Consider the following 15,472-nt stretch of genomic DNA (forward strand, 5'->3'; position numbering starts at 1 on the left):
TCGTCAGTGATAAAGTGGGACGCTTCCGCGCCGGCGGCGCAATTTCGCCTATCGCGACGCCGGTGTTCGCCGATTGCTATCATTGGCCGCTGCCCGAAAGCCTTGACGGCAATATCCCCCATCGCGGCAATTGGGGATGATCTTGGCCACCCCTTCGGTAGGAAGAACAATACGATGAGTGAATTGCCGCATCACGGACGATACCGCTATAGCCCGATCGTCGGTCGTCCCGACTATTCGTGGCCGGGAGATCGTCGTCTGGCGATCTACCTCGGCGTCAATCACGAGGTGTTTGCTTTCGGCGGGGGGCTGGGGGCAACCCTCGCGCCAGCAAAGACCGATCCCGACGTGATGAATTTCGCGTGGCGCGACTATGGGAATCGCGTCGGGGCATGGCGCTTCATCGAGATGTTCGACCGGCTCGAACTCAAGACAACGGCGCTGATCAACAGCGCGATCATCACTCACTGTCCTGGACTTGCCGAGGCGTGTCGCGACCGGGGGGACGAAATCGCAGCGCACGGCCGCACCAATGCGCACGCGCAGGGCGAGCAGAGCGAGAACGAGGAACGCGCCATGATCGCGCAGACGCTCGACGATTTCGCTGCGATCGGTGTCCGCCCCCGCGGATGGCTTGGGCCGTGGATCTCGGAAAGCCATCGGACTCCGGACCTGCTGGAGGAAGCGGGTTTCAGCTATGTTCTCGACTGGGCGCACGACGATCAGCCGACCCGGCTCGCGACCCGCAGCGGTGCAGGGATCCTTTCGATCCCCTATTCGCAGGAGATCAACGATATCCCGTCGATCATCGCTCGCCAGCAGGAGGCAGCGACCTTCGCCGACATGATCGGGGACACGGTGATGCAATTGTTGAGCGAGTGCGACCGGCGGCCATCGGTGTTGGGGATCGCGCTTCATCCGTACATCATGGGGCAGCCGCATCGGGCCCTGCATCTCGAGCGGGCGCTGACCCGGCTGCGAGAGCGGGACGACGATCGCATCTGGTGGACCACCGCCGGCGCGATCGCGGATCATGTAGCCAAGACGGAGGGGGCTGGAGTGTAGCGATCATTCGCCGCGTCCATCTTGTTCGCTGCCGAACGCCGGTGCCCCGCGCCAAGACACGTAACGGCAGGGCGTTCGGCGGGCATCGTCACCGCGCGAGCAACGTAGCGATATCGCGCGGACGCAATTCGGTGTCGTTCGTTCAGGGGTAAGCCAACCGTGGCCATTGCTGATCTCAGCTAATCGCGGAGGCGGGCGATCCTGTACGGCCCCGACCGGGTTGGCAGCGGTCGCCCTTTCCAGCTCAACTGCACCAGTCCATCGCGAAGCAGTGCATCGACCGCGGCGTGAACCGCCGGCATCGCACCTCGCCAATCGGGCGCGATCGCGCGCGCTACCTCGCTAGGGCAGATTGTCGCGCCCGCCGCACGGCTTGCGAGGAGGGCGAGTGTAGCGGCCCTCGGATCGTTCATGCAAAATGCGCCCGCATTGCGTGCAGCCTAGTCAAATGATCGCCTACTGCCCGAGCCGTGGCGGGCGGCACCGTCAGCATGGACGACATGACCGATGGCTGGCCGGTCTTCGCAGGCTACTCGGCGGCGACGGTGCATCGTATCGTCCTTTCGGTAGGGTCGATCGGATCGAGCAGAAACATGCCGACGGCTCGGTTCGCCGCTAGCCATGCGATATGCTCCGCGGTGATCCGCTGGCCGGGCACGAGGCGGGGGACGCCGGGCGGCGCAGGAGCGATCGTCTCCGCGGCCACGCGACCTTCTGCGTCCCGCAATGCGACCTGCTCGACCGGTCCGAAGAACGCGCCAGCAGGATCTTGTGCCATCTCCGACGACAGCGTCGCGATGCGTGGAACATCGACGGCCGACGCCAGCTCCAGCGTGCCGGCTCGCAATCGGTTAACGCAATCGGCCAGCCCCTTAGCCAGCGCGCGGATGTCGCTGGATGTGGTGCCGACCGAGACGACCGCCAGAAGGTGGCGCGCATCGGACAGCCCGACGCAGATTCGATGATGCTCGTTCAGCCAATCGTCGATGGCGTAACCCGACACACCAAGTGCCGATACATCGATCAGAACTTTCGTCGGGTCGAGTTGCGCGCCGGTCGGAATGTCGGACGGTCCGAGAACACGCACGCCGTCGATCACAGCGACACGCCGGCGAAGATCCTCCGCGCGCTTGATGGTGGCACGCCAGATCGTGTCGCCGTTGATGGCGTGATCGCGCCGGGCGGCATCGAGGCTAGCGATTATCGGCACGGACGGGCTCGTCGTCTCGTAGAGTTCGTAGGCCATCCATAGCCGCTGCCGATCGACGAGTTCGCCGCGCGCGAGCAAAGCCGAGCCCTGTGTCAGCGCGCCCATTGTCTTGTGCAGGCTGTAGACCGCGACGTCCGCCCCCTTGGCCAAGGCATCGTGCGGCAGCGCCGCTGAAAAGGCGAACGCGCCGCCCCATGCGGCGTCGCAGATCAGCGGTATGCCGCGCGCGTGGCACAAATCGGCCAGGGCGGCGATATCGCTGGTGACGCCGTAGTAAGTTGGCGACACAAGCACGAACGCCTTGGCATCCGGATTGGCATCCAGAGCAGCCGCGAGCGCCGCAGGATCGACACCGTGCTCGACGTCCCATTCGTCGTCGACGATGACGGGTACGATGCGGGCATCCAGCCCCGCGCCCAAGGTGTGCGCCCGTTCCGCTTTATGAACGTTCGCGGCGAACAGCACCGTGTCCCCCGCACGCGCAACCGCCGCCAACGCCATGTGGAGGCTAAGTGTCGATCCGCCGGTGACGAACCGACAGAAGTCGGCGTTCCACGCCTTGGCCGCTATCTCATGGGCACGCTGGACGACATGAGCGCCCTCCGTCCGGTCGTCGAGACCTTTGGGGGTGATCACATCGGCTTTGAAGACACGCGTACCAAGCAGCTTGCGCACGTCGCGCGCGGCTCCCCTGCCCAGATTATGGCCTGGCGCACCGAAACCGCGCACCGGCCGTCGCTCCATCGTGGCCAGCGCCTCGAGAATGGGTGTCTGATCCTGCTCCATCCTCCTCGAACGCGCGAACGCGCCAGACGACTCGGCGCAACAAATCAACGCCTTCCGAAGCCGAGAAAAAGAAGGACCCGATCCGAGCGGGGCAATGGTGTTCGCCGACTCGCGTGGTTCCGGTGGACACGGTACGACTGGATAGAGCGGTGACGCTTCGAGCGTTCAAGCCGAAGTTCGCAGCGCGATGGACGAACCGCGTGCAGGCACCGACGTCGTGTAGCCGATGGCGGCCTTGCGAGGTAGAACCGACGATAAACCCCTCGGAAGACAAGAATGAAGCTCAGCGCGCGCGATCAGATTTCCGGCACCATCGTCACCGCCAACATCACCGAGCAAGCGATCGCCGACTTCTGGCTGGCGACCGGTGAGACGGTGACCGTCATCGTCAAGGCTAGCGCCGTGATGATCGGCAAGTAACGTGAAGCTCGGCCCCCTCTGGCTCAAGATCCAGATCGCGTGTGGCGATGCCTTGGCAATGGGGCCGGGGAAGGCCGACCTGCTCGAGGCGATCATCGCCGAAGGTTCGATCAGCGGCGCAGGCCGCGCGCTCGGCATGAGCTATCGCCGCGCCTGGCTGCTGGTCGACGAGATGAACCGCTGCTTTGATCCGGTTCTGGTCGAGACGCTGAAGGGCGGCGGCCGGGAGCGCGGGGCGAAAGTCAGCGCGACCGGTCTCGCCATCCTCGAAGCCTATCGTGAGATGGAACGCGAGGCCGCAACCATCGCCGAGCACCCCGCTTATGCGCGCTTAAGCGAACACCTGCGCGTCGAGCCGATCCCAACCGATTGAACCCGACCAGTCCAAGGTCGCCGTCAGCTCTATATACGACCAAATACATTCTCGATATACGCCCGGACATAACGCAGCCGCGGGGACTGCAAGCAGGGTGTCGATCGATGTCGAAGCGGGTTGCGGTGTTTCTCGGCGCCACGGCCATGTCTGCGTTCAGCGCTCCCGCGCTTGCCCAGTCCGCTGCGACGGAGGTGCCGCCGCCAATCTCCGACGATGCGGCCGACACCCGCCTTCCGGAAGTCGTCGTCACGGCGCGACGCCGGGCCGAGGAAGCGCAGCGTGTGCCCGCGGCGCTGTCGGTCGCCGGCGGTGACCTCATCGACCAGAGCTACACGGTTAACACGCAGGGGCTGACGACGCTGATCGCGACGTTGAACTACAGTTCGGCCAATCCGCGCAACACCGCCTTCACGATCCGTGGGCTGGGGTCGAGCGTCGTTGCGGTCAGTCAGGCCAACGACGGGCTGGAGCCGGGCGTCGGCTTCTATGTCGATCAGGTCTATCATGCGCGCCCCGCGACCGCCGCGTTCGACTTCGCCGATATCGCGCAGGTCGAGGAATTGCGCGGGCCGCAGGGCACATTGTTCGGCAAGAACACGACGGCGGGCGCGCTCAACATCACCACCCGCGCGCCAAGCTTCGCGCGCGAAGGCTTCGCCGAACTGTCCTATGGCGATTATGACTTCGTGCAGGCACGCGGCTGGGCGTCGGGACCGATCACCGACACCGTTGCCTATCGCATCTCGGGCGTCTCGACGCGGCGCGACGGCGTGCTCGACAACGTCCGCATCGGCCGCGCCGCCAACACGATCGGCACGCAGGCGGTGCGGGGGCAATTGCTGTTCAAGCCCGATGACACGATCCAGATGCGCGTCATCGCCGACGTCAGTAACTTTCAGGCCTATTGCTGCGGGCAGGTGTATCTGCGCACCGGCACGAGCCTGCGCGCGGCCGATCGCCAGTTCGGCGGGCCCAACGGCTTGGCGGCGCAGTTCGGCTACGCGCCACCCAGCAACAATGTCTATGATCGCAAGACCGACATCGACGGGCCGCTAGGCGTCGACACCAACGAGGGTGGCGTCAGTGCGATCACCGACTGGAACCTCGGCCCAGTTACGCTGACTTCGGTGACGGCGTGGCGCTTCTGGAACTGGGATGCGGAGAACGACCGCGACTATACCGGCTTGTCGGTCCAGCTGTCGCAGCACATCCCGTCGCGGCAGGACCAGTATAGCCAGGAACTGCGTCTCGCCTCGAACGGTACCGGGCCGCTGTCCTATGTCGTCGGCCTATACGGCTTCCGCCAGCGGCTCACAGGACGGCCGATCAGCATCTATGGTCCTGCCGCCGCGCGCTATCTGATCGGCACGGTGACGGGGACAAACAACACGCTGGTTCCGTCCAATCTGCTCGACGGTTACGGGCAGGATGGTCGCACCGATTTCCGCAGCCTTAGCTACGCCGCCTTCGGCGAGGTCAATTACCGCTTCGTCGATCGCCTGACCGCGACGATCGGCCTGCGCTACACGCAAGAGGAGAAGGACGGCTATTATGCCACCACCGTTGCCGGTGGCCCCGCGACCACCAACCCCGCGCTCATCAATGCCCGCCTCGGCGTGCTGCGCCCGCAAAGCTATGAGGCACACGACAGCGACGGCAGCCTCTCGGGGCGCGGCAACATCGCGTGGCAGGTCACTGACACGACGATGACCTACGCAAGCTATGCGCGCGGCTTAAAATCGGGCGGGATAAACATGTCGGGCCTGCCGCTCGACAGCAACAACCGGCCGGTGCTGGCGACGGCCGTGGTGCGTCCCGAGCGCAACGAGACGTATGAGATCGGCCTGAAGAACACGCTGCTCGACAACCGGCTGATCGTCAACATCGACGGCTTCTACACCAAGGTGCGCGACTTCCAGGCGACGGTGGTCGAGAACTCGCTGACGCAGACGGTGCAGCTGCGCGGCTATCTGTCCAACATTCCGCAGGTGACGGTGAAGGGGATCGAGGCGGACGTGACCGCGCTGCCTGTACCGGGGCTCAGCGTGCGCACCGCCTTCGCTTGGTCTGACGGCAGATACACCGACTATCCGGCCGGTCCATGCCCGTTGGAGGCGCAGACCGCCGCGACGACGCGGTGCAGCCTGACCGGCCGTCGCTTGGCACCGCTACCACGCTTCGCGATCACCGCAGGACTTGATTACCAGCGGTCGGTGGGGGACGGGCAGGTCTTCGTTCATGTCGATACCGCCTCGCGCAGCGGCTTCAACGGCGACCCCAGCCTGTCGCGGTTCACCTATATCCGCGGCTACAATTTGACCAACGCCAACATCGGCTATCGCTTCACCGATGGGCTTGAGTTGATCGTCTGGGCACGCAACCTGTGCAACGCCGACTATATCCAGAATTTGACGATCCAAGCGGGCAACTCCGGGCTGATTGTCGGGACGCCCAGCGACCCGCGCACCATCGGCGGGACGATCCGCTTGCGCGTTTGAGGTGTGCCGAGGTGCCTCCACGCTTTCGCTTACGCATAAACCGAGACCAGCAATTGGTGTGGGATACCAACACCCCTGAACCAAAGGTTTGAGCCCGTCCGAACAGCTGTACTCCAAATTTGAGCGACTAAGCAGGAGACATGGCGTGGTAACGCCCGCCGCGAAGGGGCAAGCTGTCGCGCATCTCCAGGCGTCGGAGGAGACGAAGGTGCACGGTTGGCGCACCGGGGCCCGCGTCGGTAATGGCGCTCCCCCAATATATGCAGGGCTCCAGCCTTCGCGCACAACCCGCTCGGCATCGACCGTCGGTTCCGAATGCTCAACATCCGCGACGACGTTAGGTGAAGTTCCTCTGAACGGTAGTGGACATCTCGATCTCGGGCCGCGGGTCGTGCGCGAGCTGGCCGATCTGGTCGACAAGCGGGACCCGTTGAAGATGATCGTCAATGACAAGGGCAGCGAACTGGCGTCGAACGCAGTGCTTGCCTGTTGTGCGACCTTCGCAGAGCGAAACCAACCCATTGCGGAACGTCATCGCCCGATCCAACCGCTCGATTGGGAGTCCGGAAAGCGGATCATGCATACCAAAATCGTCAAAGGCCCGATCCATGCCGCAACATAGCGCGACGTCAGATCAAAAACAGCCGTGAGATCCAATCCGAATTTAAAGTGAGAAATAATGTGGTAGAAGCCCGCCGACTTCCCAAAAACCCGGCAATTTCAATGTCTCGCAAGAATAAGTGGCGGTGCTGTCAGTCTAACGCGAACCGCTCTCTCCACGATGCATGTGCATCTTTGAGGGCAGGGGCCTAGCTCGCGAGGATCTGCCACTCTGCCAAAGCGGCAGAGCGGCTGTCCTTGTAGGTCTGGCGATCGATTAGGTGGCGTTCTAGGTTGAAGTGGTTGTGGACGTTAGCGTGCACCGAGGCGAACTTTTGCAGCGTCTTCATTCGTCGGAACCGCAGCATCGCTCGCTCACGTCGTCGGAACGGCAGGTGGCTGTTCTCAACCCGGTTGTTAGCCCAGCGACCAACCTCCTGCTTGTCGCTGTTACCGAGCTCGTTCAACGCTGCACGGTAGGAGCGCAGACCGTCCGTCGTAATCGCCTCCGGTGAACCATGGCGCTTAAGCGCCTTTTTTATGAAGGTCAGGGCAGCCTGCTTGTCGCGGGTTTTAGTAATGTAGCTCTCGAGGATCTCGCCTTCGTGATCGACCGCTCGCCAGAGATAGACCATCTCGCCGTTCAGCTTCACGTACATTTCATCGAGATGCCAACGCCACTGCCGGAAGCCACGCATCCGCGAGACGCGCTGCCGGCGTATGTCTCCGGCAAACAGCGGTCCGAACCTGTTCCACCACATCCGCACCGTCTCATAACAGATGTCGATCCCGCGCTCGAACAGCAGGTCTTCTACGTTCCGCAACGACAGCGGAAACCGCACGTACATCATGACCACGAGCCGAATAACCTCCGGTGACGAGTTGAACCGGTGGAAAGGGCTGGGCGGCTTAGCTCTCGATCGGCGGCTCATCTGAGGCCGCTAGCAGCGCCTGCTGAGCGCTGCCACGTTAGTCTGACAGCGCCCGTCTGACTGCTAAAGCGCGGCTAACCGGTACCAGCGGAGCTTCGGGCCGGGAGTTGGTTATCGATCTAGGATCAAGGTATGAAGTCTAACTTCCGGAGCAGAGCTTCGGCGTGGTATTGGAACATACGATCTCTATACCAGATCATTGACAGCGCTCTCGCGTGGAGATCAGCTAGCAAAGTGTGAGCGGCAGCGGCCTCTTTGCATTTCGCGCGTCGCGCCCGCTTCTTTTCAGCCATGGATCTTGTTAGATGATGCGAGCCATCCATTGGTAGTTCCGGAATGAAGTGAACCTTCGGGACTCCAGGAGGCGGCTATTACTCCACCTCCTGAAGCCTATGGGTTCAGAACTGGTAGCCGTAGCCTGCGTTCGCCCCGGCCTTGCCCTGGCTGTCGACAGTCGCGCCGAGGCGAAAGATCGAGTGGCCATCGTTGAGATAGGTCGACGCACCGAAGGCGAAGGCGGACTGCCCGCGATAGGTTCCGCCACCGATCGCGACCATCGACTTGCCCGGCTCAGTCGCTTGCGGCAGCGCGGCCGCGGCGAGCGCAGAGGACGTCCCAGCGCCGAGATCCCGGCGCACCTCGCGCAAGTTGAAGTTCATCGACTCGAGCGCGGCGGAAAGGCGGGCATCGGTGTAGGTATTGGCCTGCGCAACTGCGCCTTGGAGCCCGGTCTGCAGCTGCCCGACGTTGACGGCGTCGGTCGCAGTGGTTCCAGCCGCGACGTTGCGCAGCAAGACGGCGCTGCCGCTGCTGTTGAACGTCACGTTGGTGTTGCCGGCACCATATTGGACCGAATTTGCGCCAAGCGCAGCAGCCTGCTGGGCTACTTGCGCCACGGTGGCGAGTTGCCCGCCATTAACGGCTTGGGTCGAGCCAGCCGCCACCGTGCCATTCGCGACATTGGCGAGGGTGACACCGCCCGCTTCACCGCCAGCAAGCGTGATCGTGTTGCCGCGGCCACCGGATGCGGTACGATCATATTGCACGCTGTTTGCAGACTGGGTGGCGACCGCAAACAATTGCTGGCCGTTCACCGCATCGGTCGAACCCGCCGTTACCGCCCCGTCAGCGACGTTGTGCAGCGCGACCGGCGCCGCGGCATTCGCGCCGACTAACGTCACGTCATTGGTAAGCGTACCGCCATTCGGCACTGTCGGCGTTGCGGCGTTGCTATACTGGACAGGGCTGACCGCGCTGCCCACCACCAGATTGTTGAAGTTGGCGATGGCCGTGGTGTTGGCGGCGACTTGCGTGTTGGTGGCTGCGAGCTGATCGCCGTTCACTGCATCGGTGGAGCCAGCGACGAGCGCACCGCCGCGCACGTTATGCAGCCCTACCGTTCCTCCGCTCGCGCCGACCAGTGTCGTATCGTCGCTGACGATCCCGCCGTTGGGAGTCGTCGGCGTCGCCGCATCGGCATAACGAAGCGGCTGGTTGGCGACCGTGGCTTCAAGGTTGGTGATTGACGTGGTGTTGTTGGCCACTTGCGCGCCGAGGTTGGTGATGGTGGTATTCGCGCCGGCCACGTTGTTCTGAAGATCGGTGATCGCGGTCGTGTTGTTCGTCACAGCAGTCGACAGATTGACGATACCGGCTTCGTTCGTCGTAACCCGTGCGTCCAGGTCCGTGATCGCGCCGGTGTTGCCGGCGACCGCCTGATTGGTCGCGAACAACTGCCCACCGTTTACCGCATCGGTCGAGCCGGTGGCCAACGCGCCGTCGCGCACATTGTGCAGACCGACCGGACCGCCGGTTGCGCCGGCCAGCGTGCCATCGTCCGTGACGGTGCCGCTGTTGGGCGTCGTCGGCGTGGCCGCATCGGAGTAGCGCACGACGCCGGCCAGACCGCCACTGCCGAGCCCGGCAATCGCCGCCGTATTCGCCGCCACTTGCGCGTTCGTTGCGAATAACTGCGCGCCGTTAACCGCCTGCGTGGAATCTGCCGCCAGCACGCCTGCGTTCAAATTTGCGATCGTCGTGCCAGCGGTGCCGCCCAAGGTAATAAGGCCGCGGTCGGCGCCGTCATACCGCACTGCCGCAACATCAAGCCCGGCGATCAGGTTCGTGTTGCTGGTAACCTGCGTCCCGAGATCAGTCACACGAGCATCGACATTGGTGATGGCCGTGGTGTTGCCGCTCACGGCTTGGTTGGTGGCGAACAATTGCGAGCCGTTGACGGCTTCAGTCGATCCAGCGGCCAGCGTACCGGGCGCGAGATTGTCGATGGCAGTGCCGGTGGCGCCCGCCAAGGTCACGCGATCGCGCGTTGAGCCGTTGTATTGCACCGACGCGGTGCCGAGGGCGGCGACCTGTGCGGCCACGCCGTCGACTTGGCCGACAGTGGCGGCATCGGACGGCGCGTTGCCAGCTGCGACGTTGGTCAATTGACGTAGCGCGCCTGGGGCACCGACCGACACTTCGCCGACAGAAGTCTGCGTCCCGGTCAGTCCGGTGGCGACATAGCCAGATAGCGCACCACGAGACGCGATCGATCCCGCGCCAAGAGCGACGCTGTTCGCGGCGGTTGCTTGGCTGTTCTGACCAAAAGCAACGCTGCCAATGGCGCCCGCTTCGGTGCGCGCATTATTCCCCATCGCAATAGCGTTAATGTCACTGGCGAACGCTGCCGCTCCGTTAGCCCCTAGCCCGGTGATCTGGTTGCCGCCGATGGCGACCCCAGCGGGCGTGTTAAGGGTGATCGAGTCAGACGTGACACGACACTGATCGGTCGGCGCGACGATTGTGCCATCGGTTGCCAGCACCTGCAGGGTGATCGGCGCACCGGACGCAGCTTGCGCCAACAACCCGCTCGCGTTGAGATTGAGTGGTGGGACGAGAAGCCCAAGGATCGGCGTGTCGAGGATGTCGTTTACCACCGCTTCTGTCGACGCGGCCGTACCGGTTATCACGGGCGAGAGGATGTCGGTCACGACTGATCGCGGCAGGCTGACGCCTGAACAGGCACTAACGAGTCTTTGCTGAGCTTGTGCCTGTTGAGCCGCCATAGCGGCAAGAACAAGGGGAGCAGTGAGAAACGTTCGGGTGAGCAGCCGTGCTGCAAAGGAAATACGCGCGGATCCGGTATCGACCATGCTATCCTCCTCAAATCGGGGACATTTGTCCCTCTCATATGAGGATTGTCGGCAGCTGTTAAAAAAGTGTTAGCGGGTATATCCATTCGCGAGTAAGTGGCGACGATTACCTGGGAACTTACTTTGAACTAATCAGTTATGGCGCGAGCGGGTAGGTAGCTTAATTTCGACAAAAGCAGTATATAGTGTAGGTGGAACCAGCGTACATCTGTTACTGCGCGCACGCGAGAAACGGGTCGGCTGAGCTTAGATAATTAAGCGGCAACACGCCCCTAGAGGCTGAGACAACAAACATATCTAAATCAATGTACCGAGAGTTAGCTCGGAGGAACCGGCTGCTGTGTTTGCCACATGCATGATGTGATACGTTCAAGCGCCTTCCACGACATCGGATCCTTGCGTGTATTCGAAGGTGGCTCGAAAGGGCTATGGCGCGCGATAGCTGCAAGCGGCAGAGGGGTAGGTCAGGATATTGCTCTGATACGGCTCGACTTTTTTAAAAAACCGGACGGATTGAGATCCGGATTGGTGGATACGTATCGCAGCTCGCTGGTAGAGCGGCTGCTATTCGGGCCGACGGTTGGCCGAGTCGCGTCGACACAAACACGCCTAACAAGGGCTCTCCAGACTATACAATCAGGCGCGCGCTGCGGCTCAACAGGGAGCCTGCCATGTCGATCAGCAATCCAACAGTGGCATACATACTGCAGAATGCTCGAAGCGTAGCTGTGCTGGAGGTGGCCGATGTCATCGAGCAACGAGCCGCTGAGCCGAGCGCAGTTGGTGATTGAGGGCGATTGCGAAGGTCGGCCGATCGAACTGCGCGGCGAAGTCCATTTCGGCAACACTGGGAAGGGTAACTGCAAAGGCGACTTCCTGCTGTCGCCCGCCATCATCTTGAAGCGTGATCCTAAGCGGGCGACGACGAGCATCAAAGACAGCCACAACGACGAGAGGTCAAATGGCTCGAGTATCAGCAAAGCTTGAGCGTCGTAGCCCCGAACTAAAACCGCTGCGCTCAGCGAGCACTAGACGCCGAGAAGCGTATCCTGATGGTTGGTTCGCCTTCCGATTGAACGTGTAACGCTTGCCTTTCCGCCTCCGAGAAAAGCGGGCGGCAGAACGGCTTATGCGACTAGTACGCGCACGGGCGCGAGGCTGCCTCAGTCATTATAGTCATTATGGCGCACGCCTTACGCGCGCACACGCGTACGCGATGGCAAGCGTTATATTGAACCGGGTTTTCGGAAGCATGCGCGCGCGAGACTGAGTGCATCACGCTTCTATTGAAACGGGAGAGCCGACACCCTCCTGCTCGTTGTGTGTTCAGCTCACAAACGGTGGAAGCTAGTCCCTCATCGCGGCCATGAAAGTTCGCGCTCGTTAGCAAGACGGTGGTATTCTCACCCTACCAATTAGGGAGAGGCAAGGCGCCCGGGAGAACCGCAAAAAGATAAGTTCTTCGGAGCAATTATTCTGCTCGCGAGTAACCGCCGGTGCAAGCGCGATGTCAAAAATTTTGTGAAAAAAGCCGGCCCGACTATGAAGAAGCCAACGGGCCGAGTTTGCTAACGGCTGAAATCGTTTAGCCGCGCTGCGGGAATCATGTTCGTCGAAGGCACACCCACAGTGAGATTCCCTGCAACTGCTTTCGTAAGAAGGCGCGCTGCCAGTCGGACGTGGCGGTCCTCTTAGGAGGCGAAATGGCCTTCTGAAGCATACCGCTACGACGCAGCCCTACCGATCTGCCGGTTTCCGTTCCCGGATCGGTCGACTGAAGGCGCTCTGCTTTGCGTCCCGTTAAGCATTGTCGCCTAATCGGACGTGACTGGCGCGCCGAGGATCAGTCATGCGTATCGATCAACTTCTTCCCACCCCAACAGCCGCAGAGCCTCTCGAAATTCCGGCGGAATTGCTTGAAAGCGTGCAGCGTCATCAAGCGCACCTGAGCGCGCTAGTGGCTAGCATGCGCTCTGCTGGGGTCGCGGGAGACGCGATAGAGAGTAGTGTGCGGGTCCTGGTAGACAGCTATGCCGACGAACTAACAGCCGTTATCCGCAGCATGATGCTGGAGGCGGGTCATGCTTGATTCCCTGCTTCGGGACGAACCTGCGCGCATCGCTGCTCTGCACCGGTTAGAGGTGCTGGACACTGCGGTCGAAGAGCCGTTCGAGAAGATTGTCACACTCGTGCGAACTGTACTCGCGGTTCCAATGGCGACGGTGACGCTCGTCGACCGTGATCGCCAGTGGTTCAAGGCCAGGCGGGGGCTTGAGGTCGACCAAACACCGCGATCGGTATCGTTCTGTACTCACACCATCCAGCAACGCGAACCATTGATCGTTGAGGATGCCGACCTTGATCCGCGCTTCGCGGGCACCCCGCTTGTGAAGGGGCCTCCGTACATCAAAAGCTATGCTGGGGTGCCGCTTCGCACACCCGAAGGCTACAACATCGGGTCGCTGTGCGCGATGGACACGCGTCCTCGGCGTTTTAGCCCCGCGGACGTGGCTATTCTGTCGAACTTCGCCAACATCGTCTGCGATGAGCTTGAGCTGCGCATGATCGCGCAGGTCGATCATCTAACTGGTGCTCTCACCCGAAGAGGTTTCAACGATCAAGCCGATCGCGAGATCGCGCGCGCTAATCGTTACGGCCGTCGCGGTACGCTCGTGATGCTCGACCTCGATCACTTCAAAACGGTCAACGACACGCATGGTCATGCAGTCGGCGATCGGGTGCTACAGCAGGTTGCTGAAATTTTGAGGGTAACGCTACGGCCGTCTGATGTATTTGGTCGTCTCGGCGGTGAAGAGTTTGCAATCTTGCTGCCTGAAACTATCGGTAACGAAGCGGCCGCCGTCATCGAACGTTTGCGTTACGTAGTCGCCAACCAGTCGATCGTCCTTGAAGACGGTACCGCGATTCATGTCACAGCCAGCTTTGGTGCTGCACCCCTCAGTTCCGAGGCTGTATCATTCGACACTTGGCTAAAGCAGGCCGATACAATGCTTTACGCGGCCAAAGCCGCTGGTCGGAACTGCATTCGAGTCTGGGAGTGATGGAAGTGCGCTCCGCAAATCAACTGGCTTGCTGTTGAAGTCTACTTCATTTCCCATGGAGGATAGCCGGGGCTGTAAAAATGAACATCCCGCGCAGCTAGCTGTGCCCAGCGTGACGTTCCAGTAAGGCAAGTAACTCTTGCACAACCTGAAACGGGGCGAATGGTTTCGTCAGCACTGGGCGAGCCGCGAAGCGGTTTGGAAGCGAAGTTGCGCCGTAGGCGGTGATGAAGACGAAAGGGATTCCCAATTGATCAAGTTCATCAGCGACCTTGAAAGACGGGCCATCCAGAAGGTTGACGTCGAGCGTAGCGATGGTCGGGAGGCCGTCGCCTGACGCTAGGGAGATAAGAGCGTCTTCACCTGACGCGAAAGGCCCCTGCGGCGTAGCACCTACAGATTCGACAACGGAGGTGATGTAGTCAGCGAGGAGGTACTCGTCTTCTAGCACGAGAACTTTTTGCCCGGCGAGAGCATCGGTTGCGTACGGCATCCTGGCTAGATCGTCCTTTAGATCAACGCCTTAATCGCATCTCACTTGCATACTTCGCAATGATCCAGAGCAAGCGACGGCCCATCCTGTCGCGCCATCACCACATGTCGCTACGAATGGCCGGCATCGCCAGTGAAATTCAGGTATAATAAGAGTTTTAGACGCTCTAATAGTAAGTTCGTCTGATCAACAGCTTCGAAATCACGCCGGTACCCGACATTGCGCACATGCTATCCTTAGAAACAAGTGACGCCGTCGCCTCGAGCATCGGTAAAATGCCGTTGGTTCGTAGACGTAACGTCGCTAACGCACGAGAACCTACTTGAGGGTGCCGAGAAGCGATGATGACCAGCTATAGCCAGCTTATTGCAGAGCATCTGATGATAGACGAGCTGGCAACATCTTTAGCCTATACAAGCTGTAGAAGGCCGTGTCGCGCGAGACGGGCGCTGTCCTACTTTTCATTGCCAACAAACGGTTTCTGCGAGACGCCCATCAGGGCGTGCACGGGTCGCTGGACCCGCTACTTTCGCTCCGAAGACGGTAGCACCTTGGGACGCTTCGACATTTCGCAGCACGAACGGAACGTGGCGTTGTGTCGATAGAAGCAGTATTAGGTGAAAAACGGACAAAACGGCGTCATTGCAAGAAGCTGAGCTGATGGGAAATTTAACTACCATTGCCGATTGCGAGAATATGCTCCGCCTGGTTTTGACGACTTTGGATAGTCTGTCGACCAAGCATGAGGGCGAAAAGCGTCAAAAGACGAAGGTTGCGGCGCTCCACGTCCATCAGGCAATCGAATCACTTAACAGATCGGACTCGTTCGATTCCGAGTTTCCAGTTACCCTCAACAGCTAAATCAAGCGCTCTTTCCA

Annotated in this window: 13 protein-coding genes; 8 read left to right on the forward strand and 5 right to left on the reverse strand. The window is 61.2% G+C overall.

What is annotated here, in order from left to right; genetic code table 11:
• Nucleotides 1–6 precede the first annotated feature (6 nt).
• Nucleotides 7–1,065 carry a polysaccharide deacetylase family protein gene (locus F1C10_RS14420; protein ID WP_258042946.1) on the forward strand — a complete coding sequence of 353 codons (1,059 nt, stop codon included), beginning with the start codon at nt 7–9 and terminating at the stop codon, nt 1,063–1,065.
• Nucleotides 1,066–1,244: 179 nt separating this feature from the next.
• Here the strand turns inward: F1C10_RS14420 and F1C10_RS14425 are convergent, their stop codons facing one another.
• Together F1C10_RS14425 and F1C10_RS14430 are read right to left on the reverse strand one after the other, a co-directional pair.
• Nucleotides 1,245–1,478 carry a DUF3253 domain-containing protein gene (locus tag F1C10_RS14425; protein ID WP_185207208.1) on the reverse strand — a complete coding sequence of 78 codons (234 nt, stop codon included), beginning with the start codon at nt 1,476–1,478 and terminating at the stop codon, nt 1,245–1,247.
• Between the two features lie 116 nt (nt 1,479–1,594).
• On the reverse strand, nt 1,595–3,061 hold the full coding sequence (locus F1C10_RS14430) for an aminotransferase class I/II-fold pyridoxal phosphate-dependent enzyme (RefSeq protein ID WP_185207210.1): 1,467 nt from the start codon (nt 3,059–3,061) through the stop codon (nt 1,595–1,597).
• A 276-nt stretch (nt 3,062–3,337) separates the two neighbouring features.
• On the opposite strand from F1C10_RS14430, the gene F1C10_RS14435 reads away from it, so the two are divergent.
• The 4 genes from F1C10_RS14435 to F1C10_RS14450 all read left to right on the forward strand — a co-directional run bounded on the left by F1C10_RS14435 (nt 3,338) and on the right by F1C10_RS14450 (nt 6,977).
• The gene (locus F1C10_RS14435; protein WP_185207211.1) at nt 3,338–3,481 is read left to right on the forward strand and encodes a TOBE domain-containing protein; all 144 of its coding nucleotides are present in this window, start codon (nt 3,338–3,340) and stop codon (nt 3,479–3,481) included.
• 1 nt (nt 3,482) lies between these two features.
• Complete coding sequence (locus F1C10_RS14440) at nt 3,483–3,854, forward strand: winged helix-turn-helix domain-containing protein (protein ID WP_185207213.1); 372 nt, start codon at nt 3,483–3,485, stop codon at nt 3,852–3,854.
• 107 nt (nt 3,855–3,961) lie between these two features.
• Entirely contained in the window at nt 3,962–6,355 is a 2,394-nt protein-coding gene (locus F1C10_RS14445; protein ID WP_185207215.1) for a TonB-dependent receptor, read from the forward strand.
• Nucleotides 6,356–6,500: 145 nt separating this feature from the next.
• The gene (locus F1C10_RS14450; RefSeq protein ID WP_185207217.1) at nt 6,501–6,977 is read left to right on the forward strand and encodes a hypothetical protein; all 477 of its coding nucleotides are present in this window, start codon (nt 6,501–6,503) and stop codon (nt 6,975–6,977) included.
• 187 nt (nt 6,978–7,164) lie between these two features.
• Here F1C10_RS14450 and F1C10_RS14455 read toward each other — a convergent pair whose 3' ends face one another.
• Together F1C10_RS14455 and F1C10_RS14460 are read right to left on the reverse strand one after the other, a co-directional pair.
• Nucleotides 7,165–7,887 carry an IS6 family transposase gene (locus tag F1C10_RS14455; protein ID WP_185207219.1) on the reverse strand — a complete coding sequence of 241 codons (723 nt, stop codon included), beginning with the start codon at nt 7,885–7,887 and terminating at the stop codon, nt 7,165–7,167.
• A gap of 398 nt (nt 7,888–8,285) precedes the next feature.
• Entirely contained in the window at nt 8,286–11,039 is a 2,754-nt protein-coding gene (locus F1C10_RS14460; protein ID WP_185207221.1) for a YadA-like family protein, read from the reverse strand.
• A 744-nt stretch (nt 11,040–11,783) separates the two neighbouring features.
• Here F1C10_RS14460 and F1C10_RS14465 point away from each other — a divergent pair.
• The 3 genes from F1C10_RS14465 (at nt 11,784) to F1C10_RS14475 (ending at nt 14,101) form a co-directional block, all read left to right on the forward strand.
• Nucleotides 11,784–12,026 carry a hypothetical protein gene (locus tag F1C10_RS14465; protein WP_185207223.1) on the forward strand — a complete coding sequence of 81 codons (243 nt, stop codon included), beginning with the start codon at nt 11,784–11,786 and terminating at the stop codon, nt 12,024–12,026.
• Between the two features lie 862 nt (nt 12,027–12,888).
• Nucleotides 12,889–13,128 carry a hypothetical protein gene (locus F1C10_RS14470; RefSeq protein ID WP_185207225.1) on the forward strand — a complete coding sequence of 80 codons (240 nt, stop codon included), beginning with the start codon at nt 12,889–12,891 and terminating at the stop codon, nt 13,126–13,128.
• Nucleotides 13,121–14,101, forward strand: a complete 981-nt coding sequence (locus F1C10_RS14475) for a sensor domain-containing diguanylate cyclase (RefSeq protein WP_185207227.1) — start codon at nt 13,121–13,123, stop codon at nt 14,099–14,101. The genes F1C10_RS14470 and F1C10_RS14475 overlap by 8 nt, the downstream gene beginning before the upstream one ends.
• A gap of 97 nt (nt 14,102–14,198) precedes the next feature.
• Here F1C10_RS14475 and F1C10_RS14480 read toward each other — a convergent pair whose 3' ends face one another.
• Nucleotides 14,199–14,594: a response regulator gene (locus tag F1C10_RS14480; protein WP_185207229.1), complete on the reverse strand. Its 396-nt coding sequence runs from the start codon at nt 14,592–14,594 to the stop codon at nt 14,199–14,201.
• Nucleotides 14,595–15,472 lie beyond the last annotated feature (878 nt).

It is taken from the genome of Sphingomonas sp. NBWT7, assembly GCF_014217605.1.
Taxonomy (GTDB): Bacteria; Pseudomonadota; Alphaproteobacteria; order Sphingomonadales; family Sphingomonadaceae; genus Sphingomonas.

Bases quoted from the DNA above. Each gene is read 5' to 3' on its own strand.
- F1C10_RS14425 (WP_185207208.1), bottom strand. From the start codon at position 1,478: ATGAACGATCCGAGGGCCGCTACACTCGCCCTCCTCGCAAGCCGTGCG.
- F1C10_RS14430 (WP_185207210.1), bottom strand. From the start codon at position 3,061: ATGGAGCAGGATCAGACACCCATTCTCGAGGCGCTGGCCACGATGGAG.
- F1C10_RS14435 (WP_185207211.1), top strand. From the start codon at position 3,338: ATGAAGCTCAGCGCGCGCGATCAGATTTCCGGCACCATCGTCACCGCC.
- F1C10_RS14445 (WP_185207215.1), top strand. From the start codon at position 3,962: ATGTCGAAGCGGGTTGCGGTGTTTCTCGGCGCCACGGCCATGTCTGCG.
- F1C10_RS14455 (WP_185207219.1), bottom strand. From the start codon at position 7,887: ATGAGCCGCCGATCGAGAGCTAAGCCGCCCAGCCCTTTCCACCGGTTC.
- F1C10_RS14460 (WP_185207221.1), bottom strand. From the start codon at position 11,039: ATGGTCGATACCGGATCCGCGCGTATTTCCTTTGCAGCACGGCTGCTC.
- F1C10_RS14465 (WP_185207223.1), top strand. From the start codon at position 11,784: ATGTCATCGAGCAACGAGCCGCTGAGCCGAGCGCAGTTGGTGATTGAG.
- F1C10_RS14470 (WP_185207225.1), top strand. From the start codon at position 12,889: ATGCGTATCGATCAACTTCTTCCCACCCCAACAGCCGCAGAGCCTCTC.
- F1C10_RS14475 (WP_185207227.1), top strand. From the start codon at position 13,121: ATGCTTGATTCCCTGCTTCGGGACGAACCTGCGCGCATCGCTGCTCTG.
- F1C10_RS14480 (WP_185207229.1), bottom strand. From the start codon at position 14,594: ATGCCGTACGCAACCGATGCTCTCGCCGGGCAAAAAGTTCTCGTGCTA.